The sequence below is a fragment of the Geomonas sp. Red276 genome (assembly GCF_054784495.1).
In genome coordinates this window covers 73,475-100,052 of the sequence record NZ_BLXW01000020.1, presented here as the reverse complement: position 1 = coordinate 100,052, position 26,578 = coordinate 73,475, and the positions used below count along the sequence as shown (strand labels likewise).

20 protein-coding genes and 2 pseudogenes are annotated in these 26,578 nt (G+C 65.2%); 9 read left to right on the top strand and 13 right to left on the bottom strand.

Going from position 1 to position 26,578, the window contains the following annotated elements; all coding sequences use genetic code 11:
• Positions 1-122 (top strand): annotated as a pseudogene (locus ACYVL5_RS14845) (IS1595 family transposase); the annotation flags it as partial.
• Positions 123-400: 278 nt separating this feature from the next.
• Here ACYVL5_RS14845 and ACYVL5_RS14840 read toward each other — a convergent pair.
• Positions 401-2,437: a TonB-dependent receptor plug domain-containing protein gene (locus tag ACYVL5_RS14840; RefSeq protein WP_460596357.1), complete on the bottom strand. Its 2,037-nt coding sequence runs from the start codon at positions 2,435-2,437 to the stop codon at positions 401-403.
• A gap of 431 nt (positions 2,438-2,868) precedes the next feature.
• On the opposite strand from ACYVL5_RS14840, the gene ACYVL5_RS14835 reads away from it, so the two are divergent.
• A complete protein-coding gene (locus ACYVL5_RS14835) occupies positions 2,869-3,612 on the top strand; it encodes a sulfite exporter TauE/SafE family protein (protein WP_460596356.1) in 744 nt (247 codons plus the stop codon).
• A 4-nt stretch (positions 3,613-3,616) separates the two neighbouring features.
• On the opposite strand, the gene ACYVL5_RS14830 is transcribed toward ACYVL5_RS14835, so the two are convergent.
• Positions 3,617-4,108: a DinB family protein gene (locus ACYVL5_RS14830; RefSeq protein ID WP_460596355.1), complete on the bottom strand. Its 492-nt coding sequence runs from the start codon at positions 4,106-4,108 to the stop codon at positions 3,617-3,619.
• 210 nt (positions 4,109-4,318) lie between these two features.
• Between ACYVL5_RS14830 and ACYVL5_RS14825 the strand changes: the two genes are divergently transcribed.
• Both ACYVL5_RS14825 and ACYVL5_RS14820 read left to right on the top strand, forming a co-directional pair.
• Positions 4,319-5,041, top strand: a complete 723-nt coding sequence (locus tag ACYVL5_RS14825; RefSeq protein WP_460596354.1) for a YkgJ family cysteine cluster protein — start codon at positions 4,319-4,321, stop codon at positions 5,039-5,041.
• Between the two features lie 11 nt (positions 5,042-5,052).
• Positions 5,053-5,829 carry an SPL family radical SAM protein gene (locus ACYVL5_RS14820; protein ID WP_460596353.1) on the top strand — a complete coding sequence of 259 codons (777 nt, stop codon included), beginning with the start codon at positions 5,053-5,055 and terminating at the stop codon, positions 5,827-5,829.
• Positions 5,830-5,848: 19 nt separating this feature from the next.
• Here the strand turns inward: ACYVL5_RS14820 and ACYVL5_RS14815 are convergent, their stop codons facing one another.
• The 4 genes and pseudogenes from ACYVL5_RS14815 to ACYVL5_RS14800 all read right to left on the bottom strand — a co-directional run bounded on the left by ACYVL5_RS14815 (position 5,849) and on the right by ACYVL5_RS14800 (position 12,863).
• Positions 5,849-6,232 (bottom strand): HipA N-terminal domain-containing protein, encoded by a 384-nt coding sequence (locus ACYVL5_RS14815; RefSeq protein WP_460596352.1) that lies wholly within the window; start codon positions 6,230-6,232, stop codon positions 5,849-5,851.
• Positions 6,233-6,348: 116 nt separating this feature from the next.
• A pseudogene (locus tag ACYVL5_RS14810) lies at positions 6,349-6,504 on the bottom strand (helix-turn-helix domain-containing protein); the annotation flags it as partial.
• A 132-nt stretch (positions 6,505-6,636) separates the two neighbouring features.
• Positions 6,637-11,103 carry a translocation/assembly module TamB domain-containing protein gene (locus ACYVL5_RS14805; protein WP_460596351.1) on the bottom strand — a complete coding sequence of 1,489 codons (4,467 nt, stop codon included), beginning with the start codon at positions 11,101-11,103 and terminating at the stop codon, positions 6,637-6,639.
• On the bottom strand, positions 11,100-12,863 hold the full coding sequence (locus ACYVL5_RS14800; protein ID WP_460596350.1) for an autotransporter assembly complex protein TamA: 1,764 nt from the start codon (positions 12,861-12,863) through the stop codon (positions 11,100-11,102). The genes ACYVL5_RS14805 and ACYVL5_RS14800 overlap by 4 nt, the downstream gene beginning before the upstream one ends.
• A gap of 214 nt (positions 12,864-13,077) precedes the next feature.
• On the opposite strand from ACYVL5_RS14800, the gene ACYVL5_RS14795 reads away from it, so the two are divergent.
• A complete protein-coding gene (locus tag ACYVL5_RS14795; protein ID WP_460596349.1) occupies positions 13,078-13,590 on the top strand; it encodes a GNAT family N-acetyltransferase in 513 nt (170 codons plus the stop codon).
• Complete coding sequence (locus ACYVL5_RS14790) at positions 13,587-14,717, top strand: M20 family metallopeptidase (protein ID WP_460596348.1); 1,131 nt, start codon at positions 13,587-13,589, stop codon at positions 14,715-14,717. Before ACYVL5_RS14795 ends, ACYVL5_RS14790 begins: the two co-directional genes overlap by 4 nt.
• 172 nt (positions 14,718-14,889) lie before the next feature.
• On the opposite strand, the gene ACYVL5_RS14785 is transcribed toward ACYVL5_RS14790, so the two are convergent.
• The 3 genes from ACYVL5_RS14785 to ACYVL5_RS14775 all read right to left on the bottom strand — a co-directional run bounded on the left by ACYVL5_RS14785 (position 14,890) and on the right by ACYVL5_RS14775 (position 16,883).
• Complete coding sequence (locus ACYVL5_RS14785; RefSeq protein WP_460596347.1) at positions 14,890-15,669, bottom strand: cytochrome c3 family protein; 780 nt, start codon at positions 15,667-15,669, stop codon at positions 14,890-14,892.
• A 94-nt stretch (positions 15,670-15,763) separates the two neighbouring features.
• Positions 15,764-16,105: a hypothetical protein gene (locus tag ACYVL5_RS14780; RefSeq protein WP_460596346.1), complete on the bottom strand. Its 342-nt coding sequence runs from the start codon at positions 16,103-16,105 to the stop codon at positions 15,764-15,766.
• Positions 16,089-16,883, bottom strand: coding sequence for a cytochrome c3 family protein (locus ACYVL5_RS14775; protein ID WP_460596345.1), 795 nt, complete (start codon positions 16,881-16,883; stop codon positions 16,089-16,091). The genes ACYVL5_RS14780 and ACYVL5_RS14775 overlap by 17 nt, the downstream gene beginning before the upstream one ends.
• A 242-nt stretch (positions 16,884-17,125) precedes the next feature.
• Between ACYVL5_RS14775 and ACYVL5_RS14770 the strand changes: the two genes are divergently transcribed.
• The 3 genes from ACYVL5_RS14770 to murB all read left to right on the top strand — a co-directional run bounded on the left by ACYVL5_RS14770 (position 17,126) and on the right by murB (position 21,717).
• Positions 17,126-18,367 (top strand): exo-beta-N-acetylmuramidase NamZ family protein, encoded by a 1,242-nt coding sequence (locus ACYVL5_RS14770; RefSeq protein ID WP_460596344.1) that lies wholly within the window; start codon positions 17,126-17,128, stop codon positions 18,365-18,367.
• Between the two features lie 453 nt (positions 18,368-18,820).
• Complete coding sequence (locus ACYVL5_RS14765; RefSeq protein WP_460596343.1) at positions 18,821-20,512, top strand: methyl-accepting chemotaxis protein; 1,692 nt, start codon at positions 18,821-18,823, stop codon at positions 20,510-20,512.
• Positions 20,513-20,739: 227 nt separating this feature from the next.
• Positions 20,740-21,717 carry a UDP-N-acetylmuramate dehydrogenase gene (gene murB / locus ACYVL5_RS14760; protein ID WP_460596342.1) on the top strand — a complete coding sequence of 326 codons (978 nt, stop codon included), beginning with the start codon at positions 20,740-20,742 and terminating at the stop codon, positions 21,715-21,717.
• Here murB and ACYVL5_RS14755 read toward each other — a convergent pair.
• The 4 genes from ACYVL5_RS14755 to ACYVL5_RS14740 all read right to left on the bottom strand — a co-directional run bounded on the left by ACYVL5_RS14755 (position 21,639) and on the right by ACYVL5_RS14740 (position 26,541).
• The gene (locus ACYVL5_RS14755) at positions 21,639-24,167 is read right to left on the bottom strand and encodes an ATP-binding protein (protein ID WP_460596341.1); all 2,529 of its coding nucleotides are present in this window, start codon (positions 24,165-24,167) and stop codon (positions 21,639-21,641) included. The two genes, murB and ACYVL5_RS14755, sit on opposite strands and share 79 nt — an antisense overlap.
• Before the next feature lie 9 nt (positions 24,168-24,176).
• Positions 24,177-24,812, bottom strand: coding sequence for a YfiR family protein (locus ACYVL5_RS14750; protein WP_460596340.1), 636 nt, complete (start codon positions 24,810-24,812; stop codon positions 24,177-24,179).
• Between the two features lie 133 nt (positions 24,813-24,945).
• Complete coding sequence (locus ACYVL5_RS14745; protein ID WP_460596339.1) at positions 24,946-25,656, bottom strand: hypothetical protein; 711 nt, start codon at positions 25,654-25,656, stop codon at positions 24,946-24,948.
• A gap of 192 nt (positions 25,657-25,848) precedes the next feature.
• Positions 25,849-26,541 carry a lipid-binding SYLF domain-containing protein gene (locus ACYVL5_RS14740; protein ID WP_460596338.1) on the bottom strand — a complete coding sequence of 231 codons (693 nt, stop codon included), beginning with the start codon at positions 26,539-26,541 and terminating at the stop codon, positions 25,849-25,851.
• Positions 26,542-26,578 lie beyond the last annotated feature (37 nt).

Here is a 26,578-nt window from a genome sequence, read left to right as displayed (position 1 = left end):
ATCAGTACCGCTTTAACCGTCGTTTCGATCTTGCTGCTATGCTTCCCCGCCTCGCTGCTGCCGCTGCCCGGACTGGCAGCCGACCAGAGCGGTGGTTACGCCTAGCGGAAGATTGGCGCTAATCAGGTTCAGTTATGCCTTCTTTGAAGTCATCGGCGCGCAATTCTGTTTCCTGCTGTTCGTGGTTTTTGCAGACGGGGCATCTCATAGCGCGTCTCCTTCGTCGGTTAGTCCAGTGGGAACCCTTGACGAAAAGTATGACGGCAATTTCTGCCTTGGCAAGGGGAGAGCCTCGGGAGGGGGCGCCCGCCGTCGCCGGGAGGGGGACGGACGGTAAAAGGCGGGCAGGCCCCGGTCGGTCGGACGAAGGGGACAGGCACCTGGCGGACGAGGGTAGGCGCTAGAACCGGTAGGTGAGCTTGAGGCGGAAGATCCTTCCCGGCCGGGGGATGACGTCCTCCGCGTGCTCGCCACTGCCGGGATCGCCGTACCGGGTGTCGAAGAGGTTGTAGACCGATCCGGAGACCTCAAGGCCGGGGTAGACGTCGCGGCTGAAGAGGGTCAGGTTGGTGAGCAGGTGATCGCCTGCCCCGCCCCCGGCCAGGGTCTTTCTCGAACTCATGTACTGCAGCTCGATCCCGGAGAAGAGCGCCTTCCGGTAGAGGGGGGCGATCAGGTTGAGCTTGGCCATGTGCCGCGGCGAGTTGACGAGCAGGGCCCCCGTCTGGTCGTCCCTGGCATCCTGGAAGGTGTAGCTGGCCCTCCCCTGGAAGCCGTTGCTCCACTTTCCTTCCAGTTCGGCCTCGGCCCCCAGGGCGGTCACCCCGGCGATATTTTCGAAGACCAGCATCCCGTCGTTGGGGTCGTTCACCTGCTTGATCATCCCGCGCACCTTGTTGTAGTACCCGGCCACCGTGCTGCGGAAGTGCTCGCCCAGCCCCTGCTCCCAGTCGATCTCGTAACTGCGGATCTTTTCGGGTCTCAGGGAGTCGTTCCCCTTCTGGTTGAAGTCGGGCACCTCGTAGTAGAGCTCGTAGCTGTTGGGTGCCCGGAACGCCTCGCCGTACAGGAGTTTGAAGGTGGTGGCATCGAGTGGCGAATAGATCAGGCCGGCGCGGGGACTGACGGCATCGCCGAAGGTGCTGTAATGGTCGAGCCTCACTCCGGCATTGAGGATGAGCCGGGAGGTGATGGTGTACTGGTCCTGGAGATAGGAGGCCCAGCGCCAGGTAGTACGGTCGACTTTAAGGTACTGGTGGAACGGGTCGATGTCGTGATTGTCGAAGAGCTGGGTCAGGTCGGCCTGGTAGTCGGCGCCGGCCACGACCCGGTGGTCGCCGAAGGTGTTGGCGGCCTTCACGTCGATCCCATACCACTTGTCGAGGGCGCTGTCGCGGTTCAGGACCGGGGGGGCGGCCGGATCCGCGGCGGCCAGCGGGATGTTTTCGTAGTAGTTGTAGTAGTCGAAGTATCCCCGGGCGGAGGTCTGCCAGCTGCCGAAGGCATGCTCGTACTTGAGATCGACGTAGCCGCGGCTGTCGGTGGTGTGGAAGCGCGGGTCGTTGAACACCGCATCGAACGAGGCGGTCGGGACCCCCTTGGTCCGGGTGGAGTAGGCCCCCTGGAGGGTGAAGTCGCCGAACGAGAAGGTGCTGAACAGGGAATGGTAGCGCTCGTAGTCGAGGTCGTGAGCCACCCCGTTGTTGTTGGCGGGGGTGTTGAACGCGGGGAAGTAGAGGTTCTTGTCCCCCTGGCTGTCGGCGACCGCCCCCGAGAGGGTGACGGCGAGGCCGTTTTGGAAGCGGTTGCCGTAGGTCACCCTTCCCTTGTAGCTCTGCTGGCTCCCCGCCTCTGCGGAGACCTCGGTCCCCTGCAGTTTCCCGTGCCGGGTGATGATATTGATGACCCCGAAGAAGGCGTTGTCCCCGTAGAGCGAGGAACCGGGCCCCCTGATGATCTCCACCCGGTCGATGAGGTCGGCGTCCAGCACGAACTCGTTGCCGATGAAGGCGGAGTCGTACATGTCCTCGTTGGTGCGGTGTCCGTCCACCAGCACCAGGACCCGGGAGTCGTATCCCCCCGAGCGGTCGACCCCGCGGGCCCCGATGTAATCGTAGTTGCGGTCGTTGTAGACATAGAACCCGCGCTGGGCGGCCAGGATATCGGAAAGGTTGCGGTAGCCGAAGGCCCGGATATCGTCGGCGGTGACGATGCTGACCGAGGAGGGGGCCTCGGTTACCTTCTGCTCGAAGCGCGATGCCCCGTACACCTTGGCCACCTCGATGGTGGTCAGTTGATCCAGGCTGAGCTCGGTCAGGTCCTCGGAACCGGGACGGATGTCATCGTCCGCGCGGCTGCTGACGCCCGTGCCAAGCAGGAGCGCGGCCGCCAGCAACAGGAGGCAGAGGGAGCGGTTTTTCGGAGAGCATTGCTGCATCGAAACCTCGAAACATCAAACCAAAGGGAACGGATTGCGGAGGCGGTACCCGGCATGGGCGGAGGTGGCGAGAAGCCCGGTGCGCCGCCTCGTGAAGAAACCTCCGGCCGCCTACCCGGAGCCGTATCGGCGTTAGCACGGAAAACTTGAGGTCATCATTAAAAGGGGCAGGACCTCAGGTGTTACCCTTTCCCCCCTCTCCCTCCAGTCAAACGCAGAGCTTCCCTCACCCCGGCCCTCTCACGGAGGGAGAGGGAGAACCTTTATGTGAGGATTTCAGGCCATTACAAGCCCTGAAGCGGAAAACTCCGGAGAGGAAGGAGGGAGGGGCGCAGGGGTCAGCACCTTGGGCGGGAAGGAAAAGAGTACCGGGAAAGGGGGCGAAATGTGGTATAAGCGGGCTGGCGGATCGACGGGGAGATCGGGATCGGATGTTCATCCAGTACGTAATCATAACTTCGGTGGCCTTCTTCGCCGCCTGCCTCAGCTCCATGAGCGGTGCGGGAGCCGGCATGCTGACCACCCCGGTCTGGCTCGCGCTGGGCTTTCCGCTGCCGGTGGTGGTGGCGTCCAACCAGCTGAACGGGGCGATCTGGACGCCGCTCGCCGCCCGCAACTACCTCAAGGGGCGTACTGTCGACTGGCGCCTCGTCCTCTTCATGATCGCCGTCGGCCTGGCGGGCGCCTATGCCGGGACCACCATCATCCGGGGGGCCAGCCAGCACCTCCTGCAACGGATCATCGGCGGCATCATCCTTTCGCTGGTGGTGCTGGTGGCGATCAACCCGTCGCTCGGAGAAAACGAAAGCGACAGCAGGCTGTCCCGGGCGGTGACCGGGCTTTTGGCCTTCCCGCTCGGGGTGTACGAGTCCTTCTTCGGTTCCGGCAACGGGCTCTTCACCTCCATGCTCCTCGTGAAAAGCCGCGGGCTCACCCTCCCGACCGCTCTCGGCTACTACTACCTCATCGCCTTCTTCTGGAACGGTTTCGCCGTCGCCGTCTACAGCGCTGGCGGCTACGCCGATGCGGGACTGATGCTCCCCTCCACCATCGGTTCGCTCGCCGGAGCCTACCTCGGATCGCGGATAGGACGCCGCAGCGGGCACCTGGTGGTGCGCAGGGTCTTCCTGGTACTGGGCGGGGTCCTCGGGACCAGGCTCGCCCTCGGGTGGTGAGGCTTTAGGCAAGCCTCGTGAGGTAGGGATCCCTGGTCAGCCAAAGCTCCTCCATCCGGTACATGTGCCAGTGGTCGTGCATCAACAGGTGGCGGACGACGATGTAAAGGGAGTAGGCATCGTACTCCGGGTGGGACCCGCTCTTTTGCCAGCACTGCTGGTCGGCGCCCTTGAGAAGCTCGAGCTGCTTCGCCCGGACGTCGGCGAACTGTTCCAGGGCTTCTGCCATCTCCAGCCGAGGAGGCGTCGCCGGTTCGTCCTCACCCTTGCCGGGAAGGTAGGGAACGAACTCCGGGTGCTCCTCCTTCAGGAACCGTTCAAAGCGCCCCAAAAGCATCGGCTGAACCTGCGCCAGGTGACTCACGTGCTCCGCGATGGTCCAGAAACCTTCCCCCCTTCTGATATCCAGCTTCTCTTGAGGGATGCTCTGCACGAACGAGGAGAGTATCTTCGGGGAGCGCCCAAGGGCGTCCAGCAAATCGGGGATATCCCGCATGGTGTTCTCCTTTGCGCTGCCGGGTAACGACAGCTTACCGAAATAATTTTACTCTCTTTCCCCCCTCATTTAGTACATTTCCATCCGGGAGTAAAGGGCGTTCACAAAGCGGTGCAAAGCAAAAGCCGATGTGCTATATCTGCACCACCACCGGCAAGATGACGGTACATTCAATCACCACGCAGGTTATGAGAGGAAGATAAGGAAGCAATGACTTCATCAAGCGAGGCAATCGAGCAGCTTCTCGACCAGGTAAAGCAACAGCAGGCCTTTCTCGAGATGTTCGTCCGCTCCTGGGTGAGCGACTACCGCTCCGGGGGCGGGACCATCTTCTGCGGCAAGGGGTGCCGCAACTGCTGCAGCCTGGCGGTCCACACCGGATTCGCCGAGGCGCTCGCCGTGGCGGCCGAGCTAGGCGAAGCCCAGGCCGGGGCCATCGACGCCTACGCCGTCAAGCTGCGGGAGCTGGTGCAGGGGGTGAGCGAGCTTCCCCACTACCTCCGCCTCCACCGGCAGCAGATCGGGTTCTGCCCCCTTTTGAACGAGGCCGGTGAGTGCAGCGTCTATCCGGTCCGCCCCATCACCTGCCGCTCGCTCATCTCCACCAAGGAGAGCGGCTGGTGCGGCACCGACTTCAGCCAACTCACCCCCTCCGACCGCGACGCATTCATCGCCAGCCTCGACCGCAAGGTGGTGGCCTTCCCCAGCCATTACGTGGCGGTGCTCCAGGAGAGCGGCAAGGAGTTCGAGGAGGCGGGTGCCAAAAGGATGCGCACCCTCCTGGGCTTCGCCCTCTACGGAAACCTGGGAATCCTCGTGCACCTCATCCGGCGGCACGGACTGGTCGAGGCGGCCCTCAAGGGGGGAACGGAAGCGGCCGAGGCGGTCGCCCGGGCAGGTTTCGACAACCCGCTCCTGGTGAGCGTCTCGTAGAGGAGGTGGGTATGACCCGTGATACCGGGCAGGAGGAGCCGGCCTTACTGGTCCGCGAGATAGAGGCGAAGAGCATCCTGACCGCCTCGAAGATCTATCCCTACGTGATCAATCCGTACGTCGGCTGCCAGCATGCCTGCTCTTACTGCTACGCCCGCTACATGAAGAAGTTCACCGGCCACCGGGAGCCGTGGGGGACCTTCGTCGACGTGAAGATCAACGCGGCCGAGTTACTGAGAAAGGAGGTCGCCAGGAAGAAGAAGGCGACCGTCTGGATGAGCGGAGTGTGCGATCCCTACCAGCCGCTGGAGGAGAAATACCGGCTGACCCGGCACTGCCTGCAGGTGCTCCTCGAGGCGGAGTGGCCGGTCGTGGTACAGACCCGTTCGCCCCTGGTGCTGCGAGACATCGACATCATTGGGATCGGGAAGAGTATCGAGGTCGGCTTCTCCATCACCACGGCCGACGACGACATCCGGAAAAGCTTCGAGCCGCACGCGCCCCCCATCGCCGAGCGGGTGAACGCCCTCGCGGAACTGAAGCGGGCGAAGGTCAGGACCTACGCGATGATCGCCCCGATCCTGCCGGGGGCGGAAAACCTCATGGAGATGCTGGCCGGGAAGGTCGATTACATCCTGGTGGACCGGATGAACTATCACTACGCGGATGCGCTTTATCGCAGGTTGAAGCTCGAGGAGAGGCGGTCGGAAGAGTACGCATCTTCGGTAGCGCACAAGATAGCCGCCGACTGCGAACGCCTGGGCATCGGCTGCACCATCGTCTTTTGACCTTTCCAAGCGACCTCTATCACTGTCTGAGGGCGCCCATCCGGGTGCAGTCCTGGACTCCCAGGAGGAAATCCCAGGCATCCAGGGTGCGCGGTGAACGCCCCTCCTCCCTGGCCTCCACCGCCTCGCGGCGCCTCATCAGGACCTGCCCCCAGCGGTCGGGGGAGGAGTCCATGAAGACTCCGAAGTTGGAGCCGCCGGGAAAGAACTCCCCCGGGAGAAGGTCAAGTTCGGGGTCGAGCGGGAAGGCCTGGGCCTGGTTGAGCCACCCCATGTCGTACGCCAAGCGGACGCTCCCCCGTTCCCCCCTGGAGAGGGTCCCGATTCGCTGCAGCGCTCCGAAGGCGGGGTCGTCCAGCCAGACCTCCAGCAGTTTCCCCTTGGGGACCCTGGCCCTAGCCATCCTCTCCACCTCCCGGGGGGGCGGATGCGGGGAGCCCTCTTCCGGTGGGGGAGCGCCTCGTCCTGGAGACGGCGCCCCAGGAGATCCTCCTTGGCGACCAGGGCGAGATCACCTACAAGACCCAGCACCCTCAGAACTTGAACGTAGGTCCCCATGGAGACCGAGGGGTCGCCGGACTCCACCTTGTAGAGGGTGGGGCGCGAGATGTCGGCGCGGGCGCAGACGGTTTCCATTGAGAAGCGCCGGCGGATCCGGGCGTCCTTGAGTGTCAATCTTTATTTACATTAACCACCAAAACCGCTACTTCAGTTTCCGCAGCGCAACGGTTGAAAAACCGCCGCCAATCGGCTTACCAGCAGTTTTTCCAACGCGGCGAAACGCTCCAACCACTTGGAAAAGTCTGCTCAGTCGAACTCCAGCTTATAGTAGATGTCCGCGCCGCTCTCGCTGCCGCTTTGGGTCTCGATCTGGATGTGGCGGAAGAGGTCGTAGCGGAGCAGGAAGAGACTGCCGCCGGTGACCAGCGAGCGGCCGTAACTGACGTAGAGCCGCGGGGTCAGGTACTTGCCGACCGTCAACAGCGACTGGGTGGCGGCGGCCTTGGAGGGGACACCGGTCGGAGAGGTGACCGGTACCTCGCGATACCCCATGCGGCCGGAGGTGGAGGGGGTGATGGTTTCCATCCCGAGGACGCTCAGCCCGAGACGGTCCTTGATCTGCGCCTGCAGCGACTCGGACTGCCCGGTCGAGAAGAGGCTGCTGGCGGCCAGGGCCAGGGTACCCGCCTGCTCGGTGCCGGTGCCGGCCGCCAGCGGATGCCCGAAGAGCATGTAGGCCAGGATGTCCACGTCCGCCATAGTCGGCTCGGAGTACAGCTTGATCACCGGCGACCGCAGGTACCCCCCCACGGTGACGCCGGCCTTGACGTCCCCCACCGTTCTCAGGGCGAGGATGTCGAGGGTCGGCTGGGTCACCGGGTCGTTGTTGTAGTAGATCCGCCCGCGGACGATGTCCAGGTCCAAGCCGTAGGCCCGGTAGCTCCCCTTGACCACCTTGATCTCCCCGCTGCTCGTGATGTGGTCGAGTCCCGCCAGGGTGAGATCCATCTCCCCTCCCAGCCTAGCGTCGATGCCGGAGGCCTTGACCTGCACCTTGTCCCCCAGCGCCACGTGGATCGCCCCGTCCAGCACCAGCGGGAACGCGGGCTTGGCCGCCTTCTTGGGGGCTCCTTCCAGCACCACGTCCGGACTCTGCTCCACCGCGCTTTGCACCGGGGGGCCCGCCACCAGCATCTCCGGAACCAGCACCGTGCCCCGCACGACCACCTTGTCCGGTCCTCCCTGGAAGGTGAGCCGCGGAGAGGTCACCATCTGGAGCTCGGGGAGGAACACCGTCCGGAAACGGTCGCCGGTGAGGGTGCCGCTGTAGCCGGCGATCCGCCAGCCGCTCAGCCGCGCCTGCAGTTTCCCCTGCAGCGATCCGGCCCCGGAATCCGCCCTCAGGGTATCGACCACGATCTGGTCCCCCTGCAGCCTGGCCGCGAGCTGGACGTTGGCGAGGGTGATCCCGGCCCGGGGGAGGTAGGCCCCGGCCTGGGCAAGCTGCACGGTCCCGTCCAGGCGGGGATCGCTCCAGATCCCCCCCACCCGCAGGTCGAGGTCGAGCCGGCCGTGGCTTTCCTGCACGAGACCGGGGAGGAAGGAGGTCAGCAGGCCGTGTTCCTGGACCCGCCCGGCGAACCTTCCCCGGACCGGACCGCGGGGATCGGGCGCCACCGGGAGACGGGCCGGGATCGGGAGGACCAGGTTTCCGCTCGCCTGGCCGTAGTCGGCGAGGGCGAGGTTGAGATCGGCGGTCAGAGTGTCGCCCCGCCAGGCGAAGGTGAGGGTGGCGATCCGGACGTTTGCCTTCAGCTCGCCCCCCTGCGATTGCCAGTTGGCCTTCCCCTGCGAGAAGACGGCCTCTCCGGCGAATTCCACCCGCTGGCCCGGGAGCAGGCGCCCGCGTCCCTGCCCGGCGAAGTTCCCCTCCAGGTCCAGCCCGGCCGGCAGCATCGGCTTGAGCAGGGCCGGATTGATCCCTCCCCACTGGACCGAGAGATCTCCCGTCGCAGGGAGCCCGAGGCCGACCGGCGCCGGCGAGGAAAGAAGGGCCCGCACGCTCCCCCCACCCTGCAGGGAAGCGTCCAGGGAGGCCCGGGTGCCTTGGCGGTTGCCGTCCAGCTTAAGGGAGAACCGGCTCAGCACGACCCGCTGTTCCTTGGCGGCCATGGTGGCCGACCCGGAGAGCCGCGCGGAGACTTCCAGGATCCCCTTCTCCCACTCCTTGCCGGCCGTCGTCCCCCACCAGTTGAACTCCACCTCCGCGGTGTCGAGCACCCCCTCCACGTCCCGTTCCTTTTCCCGGTAACCGAGCCGTCCACCGGCCACCGAGAGGTTCCCCCTCAACTCCAGCCGGGAGGCGGGACGCAGTTTCCCCCGCAAAAGCCCCCCTACCCTCCCCTCCACCGTGCTCCCCGCCGGGGCCACCGGGGCAAAGAGCGCCAGGTCGAAATTGGCCAGCTGGAGGGAAAGATCCCCCTCGCGTGGCAGCCGAAGGGCGGCCGGAGCCGTGGAGGTGAAGGTGAGGTGGGCCTCGCCGCTTCCCCGGGCCAGCTGCAGATCGGCCCTCGCCTCCATGCCGCGCCGGTCGCCACGCAGCATGACGGCGGCACGCTGGAGATCCACCCGCTCCCGGTCCCCCTCGAAGGTGCCGCTTGCTTCGGCGTCGAGCGCCACCACGACCGCCCCCCCCGGGAAGAGGGCCAGGTCGAGCCTGCCGGCGGCGGTGCCGGTAACCTGCTCACCCTTGAGCCAGGCGTCGGCGCGGGAGAGGTTCAGCCCGGTCCAGCTCCCGCGCAGCGTGCTGGAACGCGTGCCGCGGTTCATGGCGCCGGCCACCTCCACCCGCTCGCCGGGAAGGCCGTCGATGACAAGGGGGGAGACGCTGAAGCCGCTGCGAGATACCGAGAGCCGGGAGGGAGCCGCCAGGGCCCACGGCCCCACGGCGTCGCGACCGGAGAAGGTGGTGAGTAGGCCGTTCCAGGCGCCGTTGCGGTAGCCGCCGGAAAGCTCCATCCGCGCCTCCGCCCGGGAGGAAACCAGCTCGGCCTCCAGGCGATGGTTGGCCGCCGTCCCCTGCATCCCGAGATCGACGCTGTCGGTCTGGAAGCTCCCCGCGGTGACCCCGCGCAGGGATGCGGCGAGCGAGACCGGGTACTCCCTCCCCTCGCCCAGGCTCGCCTCGAGCTGCAAGGCGGCGGCCTTGACGCCGGAGACGGCCACTCCGGCCCCCTCGCCACTGGCACTCCCCGACCACTCCCCTTCGCGCCTGCGCACCCACCCGGCCGCGGCGAGCTCGCCGGAGGCCCCCGGGAGGAGGCGGGAAAGATCGCTCACCCGGGCCGAGAGCTCCAGCCGGCGTTCCAGCTCTCCCGCGCCCTGCAGGTCGAAGCCGTTACCGGCCAAAAAAAGCCGGTCGACCCGCAGCCACTCCCCGGCGAAGGCCGCCGCCCCTTCACCGTGCAGGTTCTGCCCTCGCAGGCGGCTCTCCAGGAGTTTCCCCTTCACCTCTCCGGCCGGCCTGCCGCCGGGGGGAAGTTCCAGGTTCCCCGCCAGGTCCAGGTTCACCTCACCGGGCCACCCCGCGACCAGCCGGCCGGGATTGATCCCCCGCCCCGAGAGGGTCCCGCTCACCCGCATCAGCTTTTCCCAGCCGATGACGAGGTCCCCCCGGAGAGTCCCGTCGAGGAGCTTGCCGTCCATCCGGGAAAGGGTGACTCCCCCCTTCCCTCCCCTGAAATCTGAGGCGAGGGAGGCGCTCTCCCACCCGGGCCCCCTGTTGGCCAGCGAGAAACTCCCCCGGTAATCGGCCACGCTCCCGGTGATGGAGAGGGAGCCGGAGAGCCTGGTCGGGCGCTTCACCGCCTCGGCGAGGTCGAGGTCACGGGCCTTCAGCCGGAGCGAGAAGAGGGGGTCGCCGGCGGTGAGGGTCAGGGCGCCGTCCGCGGTGACCGTCCCGCGCCGTCCGGGACGCGCCATGGTCACCTGCCGCAGGGTAAAGCCGTTGGAGGTCATCCCCACCGTCCCGGCCACCTTGAGCCGCTCCTTCCCGCGGTGCCTCCCCTCCAGGGTCAGCGGCCCGCTCATCTGCTCGGGAGCCCGGGCCGGCGTCAGGTCGCTCTTCAGGTAAAACTCCTCCATCCCCTGGAAAGGTTTCACCGCGCGGGCGGCGAGGTCGATCTTCAGGGAAGGGTGGAAAAGCCCGATGGCGAGGGTGCCCGACGCCCGCCCCTCGGGAGCCTGGAGGGCCAGGCGGGGAAGAGAGAGCAGACCGTTGTCGATGATGAGCGAGGAGAAGAAATCCTGGATGACCACCGGCTGCGCGTCAAGCCGCCGGTAGGAGAGCGCGTCCAGCTGGAGAAGCAGGACCCTGACCTTGAGGTTGGCCCAAAAGCCGGTCAGCCGGGGCCAGGTCAGGTCGGGAGCCTTCCCGGAGGGAGGGGTGTCGTCCTGCACCCGCACCCCGGTGAGGGCGAGCCGCCGCACCAGGAACTGGCCGTGGAGGAGCGCCCGCGGAGTCCAGGAGAAGTCGAGGAGATTGACCACCGCCACTTCCTTCCCCTTCTCGGCCCGCAGCCCCGACAGGACGACGTGATCCCACAACCGCCCCTGCACCTTGGCGATGGAGACCCTGAGCCCGGCCACCATGGCCCCCCTGGTCAGCGCGAAACGGGCGCCGGGAGCGGTGGCCAAAAGCCAGTAGAGTCCTCCCAGGAGGATGATGACGAGCACCGCGACCGGCACGGTTATGTAGAGCCAGAGCCGTCTCAAAGCTGGAACCCCACGGTGAAATGGATGTAGTAGACCTCCCTGCTGGTCCCGAGCCGCTTGGCCAGCGAAAGGTTGAGCCCGCCGACCGGTGTGTAGTAGTGAAGCCCGATCCCGGCCCCTTGGGCGAGGCGGACGTTACTTAAATCGTTGAAGGCGTTGCCCGCGTCATGGAAGAGGGAGACGCCCCACTTCTCGAAGAGGGCGCGCTCGATTTCCACCGTCCCGGTCACCAGGTCCCGCCCCCCCACCACCTCCCCCTGGGCGTTCTTGGGCCCGAGGCTCTGGTAGGAATAGCCGCGCACGCTCTGGTCGCCGCCGGCGAAGAAGCGGATCGAGGGGGGAAAGTCCGCCAGCGGGTCGGCCAGCTGGCTGAGCCCCACCCGGCTCTTCACGTGGAGGGAGAGCCGCCAGGGGAGCGGGAGCACGGCGTTGCCGTCCGCTATGAACTGGACCAGCGCCGAGTCGGAACCGAAGTAGGGATGGGCCCCCCTGAGATCGAGCGCGTAGCGGTACCCGATGGTCGGGCGGATGAGGTTGTCGAAACGCTCGCGGGTAAAGCGGAAGCCGGGGAGCACCAGCCGTGAGCCGGAGGTCACCCCGCCGATGGTGTACCTCTCCTCCTGCACCCTGATGTAGGGGGTGGCCAGCTCCCCCGTCCCCAGGCTGTGGTTGTAGTCGAACTCCAGGGCGGCCAGCTGGCTCACGTAGGTGGTGACGTCCTCCTGCTGGAGGTTGAGAAGAAAGGCCTTGGACCCCTTGATGTCGCGGGCGCTCGGGATCGTGTAGCGGGCGGCAAACCCCTGGAGATTCTGGGCCGCGTAGAGGGTGGAGTCGAACTCCTGCCCCTTGTGGAAGAGGTTCAGGTCGCGGAAGTGGACGGAGAACCTCCCGCCGGTGTCGGTGCCGTAACCGATGCCGGGGCGGATGGAGCGCCTCGGGGCGCTCACCAGCTTGACCAGGACGGGGACTTCGTGGTTCTTGGCCTTCTCCTTTTCCGGGGTGATCAGCACCTCCTTGAAGCGCTCGGAGTTGGAAAAGTTCAGCTGGGTCTCGCCGATCTTGGAGAAGGAGAAGAGCTCGCCCCGCTGGAAGGCGATGAACCGTCTAAGGTAGGGCTCGGGGAAATCCGTCCCCCCCTCGATGGTGGTCTCCCCGAACCGGTAGCGTTCGCCGGTCTCCAGCACGAGGGTAATGGTGGCCGCGACCTCCCCGGGGGCGATGCGGATCTCGTGGCGGGTGAAATCGGCGTCCAGGTAGCCAAGCCCCACCGCGCGGGACTTCAGGGCGCTCTTCTCCCTTTCGTAGACGGTCTGCAGGAGGATGTCCCCCGGGCGCAGCGGAAAGGTCCTGACCAGCTCCTTGATCTCCCGCTGATCCTTCCCCGCCCCGGACACGGTCACCGACACGGCGGTAAGCCGCACGGCCGGGCCCGGTTCCACGTTTACCTGCAACCGGTACTCCTCTTTTTTCGTCTCCCGGATATCGGTGGAAACCTTGGAATGGTAGTAGCCGAACGGCTCCAGGGCCAGCCGGACCTTCTCGTCGGCCTGCTTGGCGAAGCGGTCGAGCCAGAGGCGGTCGACCTTTCCCTCCCGCACCAGGCCGTAGGGAAGGACCAGGGCCTGCTCCACGTTTTTGAGGGCGTCCCCCGTCACCCCGTTCACCTCGACCTCGACCGGATCGGCCAGGGCCGGAGTCGCCAGGGAAAGGGCGACGAACATGGCGAGTAGCCATCCCTTACGCGGTGACAATGGTGGCATGACGGGCAGGTTCTCCTGAGGGGATGACCAAAGGCGGCAAATCCGCCGATTTCATTCCAAGAATTCTACCATCTTTCCCGAAAACCGTAGGACGCGGGCGAGTTCCCGCCGGATGCGGATCCTCTCATGGGACCGTATACCAATCGAGTCTAAGAACTCTCGCCAGGGCCTGCTATACTTGAGGAGATTCAAGCATGGCAGCCGGAGAACAAGCATGAGCGAACCAGGCAGTCCCCTCCCCGAATTCCCCCGTATCAGAGAAATGATGATCGACGACCTCCCCGAGGTGTTCCACATCGGGGAAGAGCTTTTCACCGCCGAGTATTCGAAGAACCTGTACCGGACGTGGGACGAGTACGAGATCACCACCCTCTTCAATTCCGACAGCGAGCTCTGCCTGGTGGCCGAGCACGAGGAGCGGCTGGTGGGGTTCGCGCTCGGCACCACGGTCAAAAAGCAGCACTCCCCCTGGAAGTACGGCTATCTGGTCTGGCTCGCGGTGCGCCCCGACATCCAGAAGATGCAGGTGGGCGCCCGCCTCTTCAAGGAGCTCAAGCGGCGCTTCAAGGAGCAGGGGGTCCGGATGATCATCATCGACACCTCCGCCGACAACGACGCGGCCATCGGCTTTTTCAAGAAGCACGGCTTCGACAACATCCAGCAGCACGTCTACATGACCCTGAACCTCTCCCGCCGGCACAAGAAAAAAACGGGGAAAAAACCATGAGGGGAGACCTCGACAAAATCGTGGCGGCAGTCGATCCGGAAAGGCTCAAGCGGACGCTCTTGGAGCTGATCGACATCTACTCCCCCTCCGGCAAGGAGGAGGACATCCAGCTCTACCTGGAAGAGCTGTTGACCCGGGCCGGGTTCGCCGTGGAGCGGCAGGAGGTCGAGGAAGAGCGCTACAACCTCAGGGTCACCATGGGGAAGGGAGAGCCGCGGCTGTACCTCGTGGGGCATGTGGACTCGGTCCCGGCCTGGGACCTTGAGGAGGTGGCGGCCCGCGAGGAGGGGGGGATCATTCACGGGCTGGGGAGCGCCGACATGAAGGGGGGATGCGCGGCGATGATCGAGGCGTGGCTCGCCGTGGCGGAGACGCTCCCCGAGGCGGAGCGCCCGCCGGTGGGGCTTTTGCTGGTGGTCGGGGAGGAGGAAAACGGCGACGGGAGCGTCCGCTTCCTGGATGAGTGCTCGGCCCCCTGGGCGGTGATCGGCGAGCCGACCGGCCTTGCCGCCTGTTTCGCCCACTACGGCTACCTCGAGGCGGGGTTCGTGACCCAGGGGGTGAAGAGCCACTCCTCGCTTCCCGAGCTGGGGCACAACGCGGTGGAATCCATGCTGAGGGTGCTGCTCCACCTGGGGCGCAACCCGCTCTTCCGGCGGGAGCAGACCGAGATCGTCTACTCCATCCGCGAGATGCACTCCTCCCGCAAGGGGTTCGTGGTCCCCGACCGCTGCGAGGCATGGATCGACCTCCACCTCCCCCCCGACCGCGACCCGGAATCGGTGGAGGAGGCGATCCGCCAGATGGCGGCCGAGGCGAAGCGCCACATCCCGGGGCTCGATCTCAGCGTCGATTTCAACTTCGCCTCCCCCGGCTACCGCCTGGGTACCGACAATCCGGTGGCGGCTGCCGTCTCCGACATCTACCGGCGGCTCGGTCTTCCCCTCAAGTTCGACGCCTTCCGTTCCCACTCCGACGGGAACCTCTTCTTCGCCGCCGGCTGCCGCCCGATCATCCTGGGGCCCGGCGCGCTGGAAATCTGCCACACACCCGGCGAACGGGTCGATTTCGCCGAGGTACTCGCCGCGGCGCGCATCTATGCAAACCTTCTCAACAACAGGTTCTAGGTTCTACGTTCTAGGTTCTACGTTGAAACCAATGACTGCAAAAAACTTGGGGCCGGCGAGCGAAGAGCTTCGCTGAAGTCTAAGAGGCTTTTCAACTTAGAACCTAGAACCTGGAACATAGAACGGCTGCTGGTTTAATACCTGGAACATAGAACGTAGAACGGCTGCTGGTTTAATGGTTACTCATCTTCCTGTGACAGCGCCGGCAGTCGTTCATCGGAAAGGCCACCTGCATGTGGCAGGCGCCGCAGAAGCTCCCGTAGATGTTGCTTTCCATGGTGAAGGAGACGGTCGACTTCCGCTTGATGTTGAAGAGATCGGGATGGCAGCTCGAGCAGTCGAGCTCGGCGAAGTGATCGGCGTGCGAGAAGAGGACGTCGCTGCGGGGGGAGTTGGTGCCGAGCTTGAGCGGCTTGCTGAGCTTTTCGGGGACACGGAGGTCGGGGGGCGTTCCGTCGAGGGAGTTGATCGGGGTGATCGCCCCCTCCCTCAAGGCCGCCGCCCAGTCTATGCCGTTGCCGAAGGAGGCCGAGGGGAGGCCGTTGATCGCCTCGAACTTATCCCTGAGGAGTTCCGGGTTGGGGAGGTGGCAGCGGTGACATTCCTGCTTGGGGCCGGGCACGACCGAAAAGGCGACCACCCCGTCATGGCAGGCTCCGCAGAACTCCCCCTTCCAGTTGCGGCGCATGGTGATCCCGGTCTCCCACTGCCGCATGCTGAATCCCAGCTCCAGGTGGCAGACCCGGCAGGTGTAGTAGCGCCGGTGAGCCCAGTGCGGGAAGATGACCGGAGCCTTTCCCGCCTTGCGCGACCTAAGCGGCATCGTCACGTTGCCGTACTCCCAGTACGCCCCGTTGGGAGGAATGGTGGCGAGGACCCTGCCGAACTCTTCACGGTCCAGCGCGTTCACCTCCGGCACGAGGAGAATCAGCAGGAAAAGGAGAGGCAGCATTTTCCCCACGGTCCTTTTACCGCCCCTCCCCGATCCTCTATCCATGCCCCACCTTCCCGACGTAGGCTCAGTCCCCGGCACTGCGGGGAGAAAATCACTCTTTGGCCGGCTGCTGGTTCTTCTTGTAGTCGAGGAGATAGGCGAAAAGGTTCCGGCAAAGCTGCAACCTCTTCAGGTAGACCTTGCGGGTCGTTTCCTCTTCGGCCTGGATCGACTTCTCGAGCTCCGCACACTTCTCCAGCAGAGCCGTCAACTCCGGCACCGTCAGGCTCATCCCCACGCTGGTCTTGTTGCAGGTCTCCTCGAAAGCCGGCATCCACCCCGGCTCCGCCCCGACCTCGGCCGGCCCGGCCGCCAGGACGAGCAGCCCCAGCGAGAGCGCGGCCACCGCTACCGATCCTCTGGCGAGGAGGCTTCCCCTAGACCGGTTTCGCATGGCAGCGCTTGCACTCTGTCTGCGGGAAGGCGACCTTGTCGTGACAGACGCCGCAGTACTTCCCTTCGAAAAGCTCGATCATGGAATACTTGGTGGCTCCCCGCTTGACGCCGACGAAGATGTCGGGATGGCAGAGCTCGCAGCCGTTCCAGACGGTGTGCCGGGCATGAGAGAAGATGATGTCCGGCATGCCTTCGATCTTGGCCTTGAGGGCGAAGTCGTCCTGGACCTTCATGGTGGCCGGCTTGAGGGAGACCCCCTCCAGCCGGTCGATCGGCTTGAGGAGCCCGCTCTCCTCGGCCTTGCTCCAGTTGATGCCGTTACCGAGGATCTCCCGCGGCATCTTGGCGGCAAAGGTCTCGAAGGATTCCTGGAAGGCGGGGTCGCGGTCCACCTGGTGGCATCTCCCGCACCTTTGGATGTCGTCGTGGGAGTAGCTGGTGGCGCAGGAGGCGAAGATCCTGCTCTTCTTGAAGGTGCTCACCCCGTTATGGCAGGTCCCGCAGAAATACCCCTTCATGTTGTCGGCGGCGCGGATCTTGGTGGAGTTGGCAGTCATGCCGAAACCGATGTCGACGTGACAGAGGCGGCAGGTGTAGTTCTTGCGGTGCACCCAGTGATCGAACCGGACCGGGGCCATCCCCGCCTGCTGGGAATAGTTGCTGATGGAGACGCTTCCAAAGTCATAGGGAAGGGGCTTTTTCCTCTTAGTCCCCGCTCCCCAAACGATGCCGGCACCCGCCAGCAAAAGCAGGGCGACCAGGAGCACACGTTTCATACCATCCTCCTTTGCATAGAAAGGGCAACGACAGAAGTTCAGCAATTTTACTTGAACATTTATAATTAGACAAGACTTATCTTGATTTATTTCAAACAGTGTCACAAAATGGCTTTCACTGTCCCTCCCCCGGCTCCCGATCCGGGACGAATAACTATCATCCCCTTCAAGTAAATCCTTGCGCATCCGATACGTTAAGAGTAATGTGCTGCGCGATTCCAGCTTCAATCAAGGTGGTCCCCGTGTTGCGTCACCTCTCGTTTATCCCTCTCTTGCTTATCCTGCTCGTTGCAGCCCCGGCGCTGTCCGCCGCCGAAACCGTCAAGCCCGGCGACCAGCTTCTGTACGAGGAGGGGTTCCAGCCCCTCAAGGGGAAGCGCTTCGCCCTGGTGACCAACCACTCCGCCATCGTGGAGGGGGTGCACGTCCTGGAGCTGATGGGGCGCAAGGGGGTCATGCCGTCGGTCATCTTCACCCCGGAGCATGGCCTGGAGGGACGGGCCGAGGACGGCGCGCGCCTCGATGACGGCAGCTACCACGGCGTCCCGGTCAAAAGCCTCTACGGGGCGAGCAAGAAGCCGAACCCGGACGACCTCAAGGGGCTCGACCTGGTGGTGTTCGACATCCAGGACGTCGGCGTCCGCTTCTACACCTACATCTCCACCATGGGATACGTGATGCAGGCCGCCGCCGAGGCGGGGGTTCCCTTCGTGGTGCTCGACCGACCCAACCCGCTCGGGGGGAACTACGTGGCGGGTTTCGTCCGCGACAAGCTCCCCGCCACCTTTACCTCGCTCTACCCGATCCCCGAGGCCCACGGCCTCACGGTGGGGGAGCTCGCCTACCTCATCAAGGGGGAGGGATTGCTCCCCGGGCTCGCCAACCTCGACCTGTCGGTGGTCCGCATCCAGGGATGGGAAAGGTGGATGCGCTGGCCGGATACCGGACTTCCCTGGATCGCCACCAGCCCCAACCTGGCCAGCTTCGACTCGGCGCTCCTCTACCCCGGCACCGGGCTATTGGAGGGGACCAGCGCCTCGGAAGGGCGTGGCAGCAACGAACCGTTCAGGCTGGCGGGGTGGCCGGAGATCGACGGCCAGGCCCTGGCCACCAAGCTCAACGCCGAGGGGCTCCCGGGGCTTCATTTCGAGCCGGTCCGTTTCAAGCCGGTGAGCATGCCGGGGGTATCGAGCGCTCCCAAGTACAAAAACCGCGAGATCTCCGGGGTGCGGCTGGTGATTACCGACTACCACTCGGTGCTGCCGGTGGAGAGCGGGATCGCGGTGCTGGCGGGGCTTTACCGGGCGGTGAAGGAGCCGGCCCGCAAGGTCTTCTTCCACGGGGGCATCGACGACATGTCGGGCTCCACCGAGGTGAGAAGCGGCATCGAAGCCGGAATGGGTGCCCCCGCCATCGTGGCCAAGTGGGGAGAGGGAGACCAGAAGTTCCTGGAGCTGCGCCGGAAGTACCTGCTCTACCAGTAGCGCCTCCGCCCGCAGAAAGCCGGCCAACCGGAAAAACAAACAGGCACCTGCCGTTATTAGAAACGACAGGTGCCTTTTTTCGTCCTGCGGTATCGGCCGCATCAGGACACGTCTCCGGAAGGTAGGACAAGATGCCCGGGAAAAGGCAGTTCTCGCGCCCGGCCGCACCGCTCTCAACGGTAGCGGCAATCCGCCTTCTGCGCGATCCGCATCGCGTCCGAAAGCTCCGTCAACTTGAGATTCTTATCGCCACCGCTCTTCCGGACTTTAGCGCCGACCGCTTTATTTTCCCTCCCCGCCCCGGCGGCACGTGGTGCCCGCCCTACCTTTGCCGGCCTCCCTCCGGATTCACCCGAAAAAATCCGGCCGGACCGCTGGCAACCGCTAAACTTTCATGAGCGCCGGCCGATATCAAAGATAATGAAGGATAGAATCTCTTCCCGGGAGGCAACGATGCTTCTTTCCCGCTTAACCTTTCAGACCAAGGTGCTCCTGCTGGTGATCGGCAGCTGCTGCGCGCTCGGCGCCCCGACCGGTGCGGTGGCGCTCAAGAAGTTCCAGCAGACCTACGCGAGATCGGCGCAATCCTATAAAAAGGTCCTCTTCGAGGATTCGGATAACCGGATCAAGGCCGAGGTACAGACCGCGATGAGCATGCTCCAGGCGATAAGCGATCGCCAGCAGCAGGGCGAGATGACCCTGGAGGAGGCCAAGCGCCAGGGTGCCGACCTCTTGAGAAGGCTCAAGTACGGCGAGGACGGGTACTTCTGGGCCGACACCTCGGACGGCACCAACGTGGTCTACCTCGGGAGGGACGCCGAGGGTAAGAACCGCCTGAACGCCAAGGACTCCGACGGCAAGCTCTTCATCAAGGAGATCATCGACAACGGCAAGAAGCCGCAGGGAGGCTTCACCGAGTACCGCTTCCCTCGCCCCGGCACCATGACCGCACTCCCCAAGCGAAGCTACTCCCTTTACTTCGCCCCCTTCGACTGGGTGGTGGGGACCGGCAATTACGTCGACGACCTGCAGGCCATGGTAGGCAAGGGGCTGGAGGCCAACCGCAGCGAGCTCATCCACGGCGTCCTCGTGATCGTCGGCCTCACGGCGGTGATCCTGACGCTGATCTACGTGGCAGCGGTGAAGGTGGTGCGCCAGCTGATTTCCCACATCGGGACCGAGCCCGCCGAGCTCGAGCAGATCGCCGCCGAGGTTGCCGAGGGGAACCTCACCGTGCGGCTGAGCGAGGGGAAAACCGGGATCTACGAAGCGATGCGCCGGATGGTGGAGGGACTGCGGGAAGTCATGGAGAAGGTCAAGGAGAGCGCGGTCGACGTCTCCGCCTCGGCGGCCGCCCTCCACGACACCGCGGGAAGAACCGCGGAGGGGGCACAAGACGTCATGCAGCAGACCGAGACGGTCGCCTCCGCCAGTGCCCGGATGTCGGCCACCAGCTCCGATATAGCGCTCAACTGCCACCATGCGGCGGAAAGCTCCCAGCAGGCCAGCGCCTCCGCCCGCAACGGTTCCGACATCGTGAGGGAGATCGTGCAGGGGATGGACCGCATCGCCCAGAAGGTGAGGAACTCCGCCGGCTTGGTGGGGAGCCTCGGCACCCGCAGCGATCAGATCGGGGAGATCGTCGCCACCATCGAGGACATCGCCGACCAGACGAACCTCCTCGCCCTCAATGCGGCGATCGAGGCGGCGCGCGCGGGCGAGCAGGGGCGCGGGTTCGCGGTGGTGGCCGACGAGGTGCGGGCGCTCGCGGAAAGGACCACCAAGGCCACCCGCGAGATCGGGGAGATGATCAAGAGCATCCAGCAGGAAACCAGGCAGGCTGTCCAGGCGATGGAGGAAGGGGTAGTGGAGGTGGAAAGGGGGACCTGCGAGTCGGCCCGATCCGGCAAGGCCCTCGAGGAGATCCTCCAGCAGATCAACGACGTGACCGGCCAGATCAGCCAGATCGCCACCGCCGCCGAGGAGCAGACCATGTCCACCAGGGAGATCGCCGGCAACATCCAGCAGATCTCGGATACCGCCCAGATCAGCGCCAACAGCTCGCGGGAGATCTCCTCCGCCTCCTCACGCCTCTCCGCCCTCTCCGGAGAGATGCAGGAGGTGGTGCAGCGCTTCAGGCTGTAAGGGGCATCGCCAACGCCGTCATCGCACCCACCTTCGACCCTTTAGAACCTCCCTCACCCGCCTACCCTCTCCCCTATCTTCGTCTCCCCTCGCCCCCATCGGGGGAGAGGGTGAGGGGGCGGGGCGAGCGGACGCACGTCTCCTCCACCGTTTCGGACTCCCCGCTTGCAAATCCGGTATCATTGTAGTAACAGCATCGGCATTTCCCGCACGGCAAGGACCACTCAATGATCGACATCCAGGAAAACGTCCCGCTTGCCCCCTACACCACCTTCGAGATCGGCGGCCCGGCGCGCTATTTCGCCACGGCGACCGACGTGGAGGGGCTCCGGGAGGCGCTGCTCTTCGCAAAACGTGAGGGGGTCCCCTTCGCCATCCTCGGGGGCGGGAGCAACGTCCTCGTGAATGACGACGGATTCCCGGGTCTGGTGGTGAAAATCTCGCTGGAGGGAATGGAGTTCCAGGGGGTGCAGGTCGAGGTCGAGGCGGGGGTCGATCTGATGGAACTGGTCCGCAGTTGCACGGCCCACGGCCTCTCCGGGCTGGAGCCCTTGGCCGGTATTCCGGGACAGGTCGGCGGGGCGGTCCGGGGGAACGCCGGCGCCTACGGTGCCAACATCGGGGAACTCTGCCGCCGCGTCCGGGTGCTCAACGCCGACACCCTCGAGCTCGAGGAGTGGGAGACGGCGTCCTGCGGGTTCCGCTACCGCAACAGCCGCTTCAAGGAGAGCGGCGGGCTCGTGGTGGTCTCGGCCCTTTTGGAGCTGATCCCCGGGAAGCCGACCGAAATCGGGCAACGGGTGGAGACCACCCTGGCCAAGCGGGCGGCCCGTAACCTTCAATGCGAGCGGAGCGTAGGCTCCTTCTTCATGAACCCGGTGGTGAGCGATCCGCTCCTGGTGGAACGGTTCGAGATGGAGCAAAAGGTGCGCTGCCGGGACGGCAGGGTGCCGGCCGGCTGGCTGATCGACCGGGCGGGGCTCAGGAGCACCACGGTGGGGGGCGCCGCGGTCAGCCACCTGCATGCCAATTACCTGATCAATACCGGCGGGGCCACCGCGGCGGAAGTGGTGCAGCTGGCCCGCCTGGTCAAGGAGCGGGTGCTGTCCGCGACCGGGGTGGAGCTTCAGGAGGAGGTGAGCCGCCTCGGCTTCTCCTCCACCGACGACAGGCGCCGGGTGCCCGACTCGCCGCCGCTCCCGTAACGGCGGGCGATTTCCGGGGCCCGCTCGCAGAAGGCGCGGAAGGCTTCCCACAGATCCGCGAAGAGAACGGCGAAGTTGCTGTCGTCACCCTCCTTGGCCTCCGCCTCCAACCTGGTTGCCAACTCCCGCATCCTCTCGGCGCCCATGCTGGCCGCCGCCCCCTTCAGGCTGTGGGCCGGTCGGCGGACCTCCTCGCATTCCCGGCGCTTCACGGCAGGTGCCATCTCCTCAAGCACGCCTCCGGCGCTCTCGATGAACTTCCCGACGAACATCTCGAGGTAGCTTGCGTCCCCCACCCGCTCGAGGAACCCGACCACGTCGAAAATTTCGCGATCGGAGGGCTCATCATCATGGCCGGTCGCCGTGCCCGTCCCCACCCCCGGCACCTCCCCTTTCGCCGCCTCGAGCGGGACCTCCCGATCCGGAAGCCAGCGTAGCAGGATCCCGCGCAGTTGGCCTATGTTGAAGGGCTTGGAGAGGTAATCGTCCATGCCGGCCTCGAGACAGCGCTCACGGTCACCGGCGATGGCATTGGCGGTGAGCGCCACGATCGGCAGCCGTCCCGCTCCCCGCTCCCGCTCGCCCTCGCGAATGATGCCGCAGGCGGTGAAGCCGTCCATCATCGGCATCTGGCAGTCCATGAAGATCAGGTCGACGCCGCCTCGGGCTGCCGCCTCGACCGCCTCGGCACCGTTGGCGGCGATCTCCACCCGGCAGCCGAGCATCCTGAGGAGATGGCGCGCCACCTCCTGGTTGACCGTGTTGTCCTCGGCCACCAGGATGGAGGCGGTAAAGAACGAGCCGGCGCCGGGCTCCGGGGCAAGGGCGGACGCGGCCACCGCGTTGGCGGCAGCCGCCGTCGACTTGGCGAACCCCGCGGTGAACCAGAAGGTCGATCCCTTCCCCGGCTCGCTCTCCACCTGCAGATCGCCCCCCATAAGGGCGACCAGCTGCCTCGCGATGGCGAGCCCGAGCCCGGTCCCGCCGTAATTGCGGGTGGTGGAGTTGTCCGCCTGGGAGAAGGAGTCGAAGATCCGCTGCTGCGCCTCGGGGGAGATCCCGATGCCGGTGTCGCGAACCTCGAAGAGCATGCGCACCCATTCCCCCTGCTCCTCGGCGAGTGCTATCCTCAGTTGGACCTCCCCCACCGCGGTGAACTTGATGGCGTTGGCCACCAGGTTGAGCAGCACCTGGCGCAGGCGGACCGGGTCCCCCTCCAGGTACTGCGGGATGCCCGGTCCGGAGACGATGGAAACCTCGAGCCCCTTCCTGACGGCCAGCGGGGCCAGCATCTCTCTCACCTCGCAAATGAGGTCGCCGACCGGGAAGCTCGTCAGCTCGAGTTCCATCCGCCCCGCCTCGATCTTTGAGAAATCGAGGATGTTGTTGATGATCGACAGGAGCGATTCCCCTGAGCTCTGCACCGCCTCCGCGAAATTACGCTGCTCGTCGGTCAATCCCGACTCGAGGAGCAGCGACACCATCCCGAGCACGCCGTTCATCGGGGTGCGGATCTCGTGGCTCATGTTGGCCAGGAACTGGGACTTGGCCACGCTGGCCGCCTCCGCCGCCTCCTTGGCCTCCCTGAGCTCCTCGACCGTCCGGCTCAGTACCTGGTTGGCGGCCCTCAGCTCGCCGGTCCTGCGCCGGACCACCGCCTCCAGTTCGCCGCTGTAGGCCTCGAGCCGCTGGTCGCGCTGCTGGATCTGGTCCAGCATGTCGTTGAAGCATTCCACCAGCGCCCCGAGTTCGTCATCGCTCCCCTTCTCGGCGCGCATCGCGTAGTTCTTCTCGCCGGAGACCTCCTTCATGACCTCAACCAGGTGGTCGATCGGTTCGGAGATCACCCGCTGCAGCCGGGAGGCGAGGAGATATACCAGCAGGAATCCCCCGAAGGTGACCGCCGCCACCAGCGACAGGAAGACCTCCAGGCGGGCGGTGAGCTCGCGGCTGTCGGACTGGATCACCACCCGGCCGACCTGCTGGCCGTCCAGCACGATCGGGGAGTCGACGAAGAGGCGCCGTTGCAGCAGCAGCGGGTTGGCGGTGCGGGCCACCTCCACCTGCAGGCGCTTGCCGTCCACCCTCACTCCGGCCGCCCCCTCCACGATGAAGGGGACCTGGGAAAGGGTCACCCCGTGCGCCAGGTAGCTCGCCAGCACGGTGCCGTCGGACTCGACGACGAAGGCCGCCATCACCGCCGGTTTCGCGCGCAGGCCGGCGAGGGTCTCGGTGGCGGCGGTGCCGTCATTGAAGGCCACCGCTGCGGAGCTGTTGTTGCCGAGGATCTCGGCGAGCGCGGTCAGCTCTCCCCGCATACCGGTCCGGAAGGTAGCCGCCTCGTTGACCACGAAGGCGGCCACGACCAGGGCCAATACGATGGCATTGGTGAGGAGCAGGATCGCTATCAGCTTGCGGCGTATGGTGAGATCGCGGAATCGGGTCATCATCTGTGGCACCTATTCCAGCACGCTGTGGGCCAGGCGCAGAAGCTGAGAGCTGACCTTCAGCCGTGCGCGGTTGGCTGCCGCGAGATTGACGTCGAAAGCGATCCGGTTGTTGACGGTGATCAGGTTGATCATCCCTCCCGCCTCGCAGAACCCTTCGTGGTCCGCGACGGTGAGAAGGTGCAGGGCGTTCGCCTGCTTGAGGAGATGGGAGAGGTGCCCCTTTTCCGAGGCACTGACAAAAAGGAGGTCGCACGATCTCGCCTCCTCCACGCTCCGCACGCGGAGCACCACCACCCGCCTCCCCTTGGCGCGCTTTCCCTTCAGGGAATCGAGGGCGTCCTCGAAGGGATCCCTCCCGAGGATCCCGATGCAGATGGTGGCGGGTGAGGTGACCGCCTCGGCGGGGCGATCGACGAATTTCAGGAAGTTGTAGAGAAATGCCGCCTTGAGCTGGTATTCACCGGCCCCCGCACGGGCCGCGGGCGGCGAAGCCAGCCAGGCGGAAGTCGCCAGCAGGCAGACCAGCAGCACGAGGCGCCACGGCATCCCCCCTCCCCTCGCCAGGCGATGGGGCGCAGCGGGACGGGAGCAGCCATCGGGAGCTGCCAGGGGTGGATGGGCGTGCAGAGGGCTACGGGGGATCATGTACCTTCCTTCAAGGATGACCGTTCCGGCCCCCCGGAGGGAGCGCATCACGGCCTCATTAGCTTGTCGGCAGGCGGAGTGATTACTTAAGACTTTAGAGGAAGCGGGAGATTGGGAAAAATGGCGGAGGGGGTTACTTGGCCGGCTTGGTGAAGACCTGCCTGATAGCGGCAAGTTCGACGAGCATCAGGCGGGAAACCTTGGAGTACTCCTCGGGAACCTTGGCGACCTCCAGGCGTCCCATCAACTCGGAGAAACGCTTGAGCTCCCGGCTGGCGTTGTGGTCGAGCAGCTTGGGCATCAGGGTCTGCCAGGCGAGGTGCATCCGGATGACGATGTTGGAAAGCTTCTCGGCACGCCTGAGCTCGGACCAGATCTCCAGCTCGCGGGCGTTGTAGTCAAGGACCAGCACCTCGGTGGGGGTCGGCGGCTTGTAGGGAACCTGGACGGTGGCGGCGATCAGGGTGAGGCGGTTGGCGTAGCGCATGGTGTCGAGGCGGTCTTTGGCGTTCACCGCCAGTTCGAGATCCGCCATGGTCCGGTTGAGCCGGGGAAGGAGGAGGGTACCGGAGTCATCGGTGATGGCCGGGAAGGAGGAGGTGCTCTTTTTGAGCGCCTCCAGCTTCTTGGGGACCCTATCCATCTTCCCGTTCAGGGCGAGCTGGAAGATCTCGTCCGCCCCCTCGGCGAGGGAGTCGAATCCGGCGATGATCGGGTGCAGGTGGAGGGTCGCGTTGACGGGGCGTCCGGAGACACCCTGGCGCGGGGCGTCCTTGCCCGTCTGGGCACCGGCGAAAGTCGCCGAGGAAACGAGGATCGCGGCGGCCGCCGACAGAGAGATCAACGGATGAGGGTGCCGTCGGGGCGGGATGGATTTTTGGGTTGATTGCGTCATTGCAGAACCGATCCCTGAGAGATGCCAACTCCTCTAGCACATGGAGGCATGGCCAGGCAAGGGAATATTTTTTTTGCAAAAAGAAACATGCCCAGGCCGTAACCTGGGCACGTGTCGGAACAGGCCATCGTCAGGCCGGCCTTATCTCATCTCGGAGTAGCGGTGGAGAAGATCCTGCAGCCGCCGGGTCTCGGCCCGTTTCCTGCCTCCCATGCCGGCGACGATATCGCGGGCGCTGAGCGGCCTACCGTAGTACTTCTCGTTGGCATCCTGGCTCACCAGCAGTGCGGCGCCTTCCAGCGAAACCCCGCCGAAGAAGCCGCGGCTGCGCGAGTAGGAGAGGATCTCCGATTTCAGCATCACGTCGGTGGCCGCCTCGGCGGAACGCCCCACCGGTCCCGCCGCGACCGAGGCGTCGGCACCCAGGGTGAACTTACCCTTCATAAGCCCTTCCACCCCCTTCATGGACTTGAATACCAGCACCAGGTCGGTGGCCTTGCCGCCGATCTGCCAGCCGATGCTCGCGCCGGAAATGCTCACGAACAGGGGGTCGCTCCATTTTCCGTTCTCCTGGCGCACCAGCGCCACGCCGGTCCCGTGACGCCCACCGACGATGAAGGCACCCTTGATGGTATCGGGGATGATCACCACCGCCTTGGCGTCCCTCAAAAGGGCCGGGGGGATCCCTTTTTCCGGTATGCGCATGATCTCCTGCAGGACTTCAGCCGAGTCCCGTACATCTTTGACCACGTTTCTGGTAAAGGCTGCGGAGGCGTACACAGAGGTGAACAGCAGGGTAGCCACAGCCAGACAGAGGACTCTTGCAATCTTCATGATCAAACCTCCTTTTAGCTTTACTGCGCCACGCTAC

Bases quoted from the DNA above. Each gene is read 5' to 3' on its own strand.
- ACYVL5_RS14840 (WP_460596357.1), bottom strand. From the start codon at position 2,437: ATGCAGCAATGCTCTCCGAAAAACCGCTCCCTCTGCCTCCTGTTGCTG.
- ACYVL5_RS14835 (WP_460596356.1), top strand. From the start codon at position 2,869: ATGTTCATCCAGTACGTAATCATAACTTCGGTGGCCTTCTTCGCCGCC.
- ACYVL5_RS14830 (WP_460596355.1), bottom strand. From the start codon at position 4,108: ATGCGGGATATCCCCGATTTGCTGGACGCCCTTGGGCGCTCCCCGAAG.
- ACYVL5_RS14825 (WP_460596354.1), top strand. From the start codon at position 4,319: ATGACTTCATCAAGCGAGGCAATCGAGCAGCTTCTCGACCAGGTAAAG.
- ACYVL5_RS14820 (WP_460596353.1), top strand. From the start codon at position 5,053: ATGACCCGTGATACCGGGCAGGAGGAGCCGGCCTTACTGGTCCGCGAG.
- ACYVL5_RS14815 (WP_460596352.1), bottom strand. From the start codon at position 6,232: ATGGCTAGGGCCAGGGTCCCCAAGGGGAAACTGCTGGAGGTCTGGCTG.
- ACYVL5_RS14800 (WP_460596350.1), bottom strand. From the start codon at position 12,863: ATGCCACCATTGTCACCGCGTAAGGGATGGCTACTCGCCATGTTCGTC.
- ACYVL5_RS14795 (WP_460596349.1), top strand. From the start codon at position 13,078: ATGAGCGAACCAGGCAGTCCCCTCCCCGAATTCCCCCGTATCAGAGAA.
- ACYVL5_RS14790 (WP_460596348.1), top strand. From the start codon at position 13,587: ATGAGGGGAGACCTCGACAAAATCGTGGCGGCAGTCGATCCGGAAAGG.
- ACYVL5_RS14785 (WP_460596347.1), bottom strand. From the start codon at position 15,669: ATGCTGCCTCTCCTTTTCCTGCTGATTCTCCTCGTGCCGGAGGTGAAC.
- ACYVL5_RS14780 (WP_460596346.1), bottom strand. From the start codon at position 16,105: ATGCGAAACCGGTCTAGGGGAAGCCTCCTCGCCAGAGGATCGGTAGCG.
- ACYVL5_RS14775 (WP_460596345.1), bottom strand. From the start codon at position 16,883: ATGAAACGTGTGCTCCTGGTCGCCCTGCTTTTGCTGGCGGGTGCCGGC.
- ACYVL5_RS14765 (WP_460596343.1), top strand. From the start codon at position 18,821: ATGCTTCTTTCCCGCTTAACCTTTCAGACCAAGGTGCTCCTGCTGGTG.
- murB (WP_460596342.1), top strand. From the start codon at position 20,740: ATGATCGACATCCAGGAAAACGTCCCGCTTGCCCCCTACACCACCTTC.
- ACYVL5_RS14755 (WP_460596341.1), bottom strand. From the start codon at position 24,167: ATGATGACCCGATTCCGCGATCTCACCATACGCCGCAAGCTGATAGCG.
- ACYVL5_RS14750 (WP_460596340.1), bottom strand. From the start codon at position 24,812: ATGATCCCCCGTAGCCCTCTGCACGCCCATCCACCCCTGGCAGCTCCC.
- ACYVL5_RS14740 (WP_460596338.1), bottom strand. From the start codon at position 26,541: ATGAAGATTGCAAGAGTCCTCTGTCTGGCTGTGGCTACCCTGCTGTTC.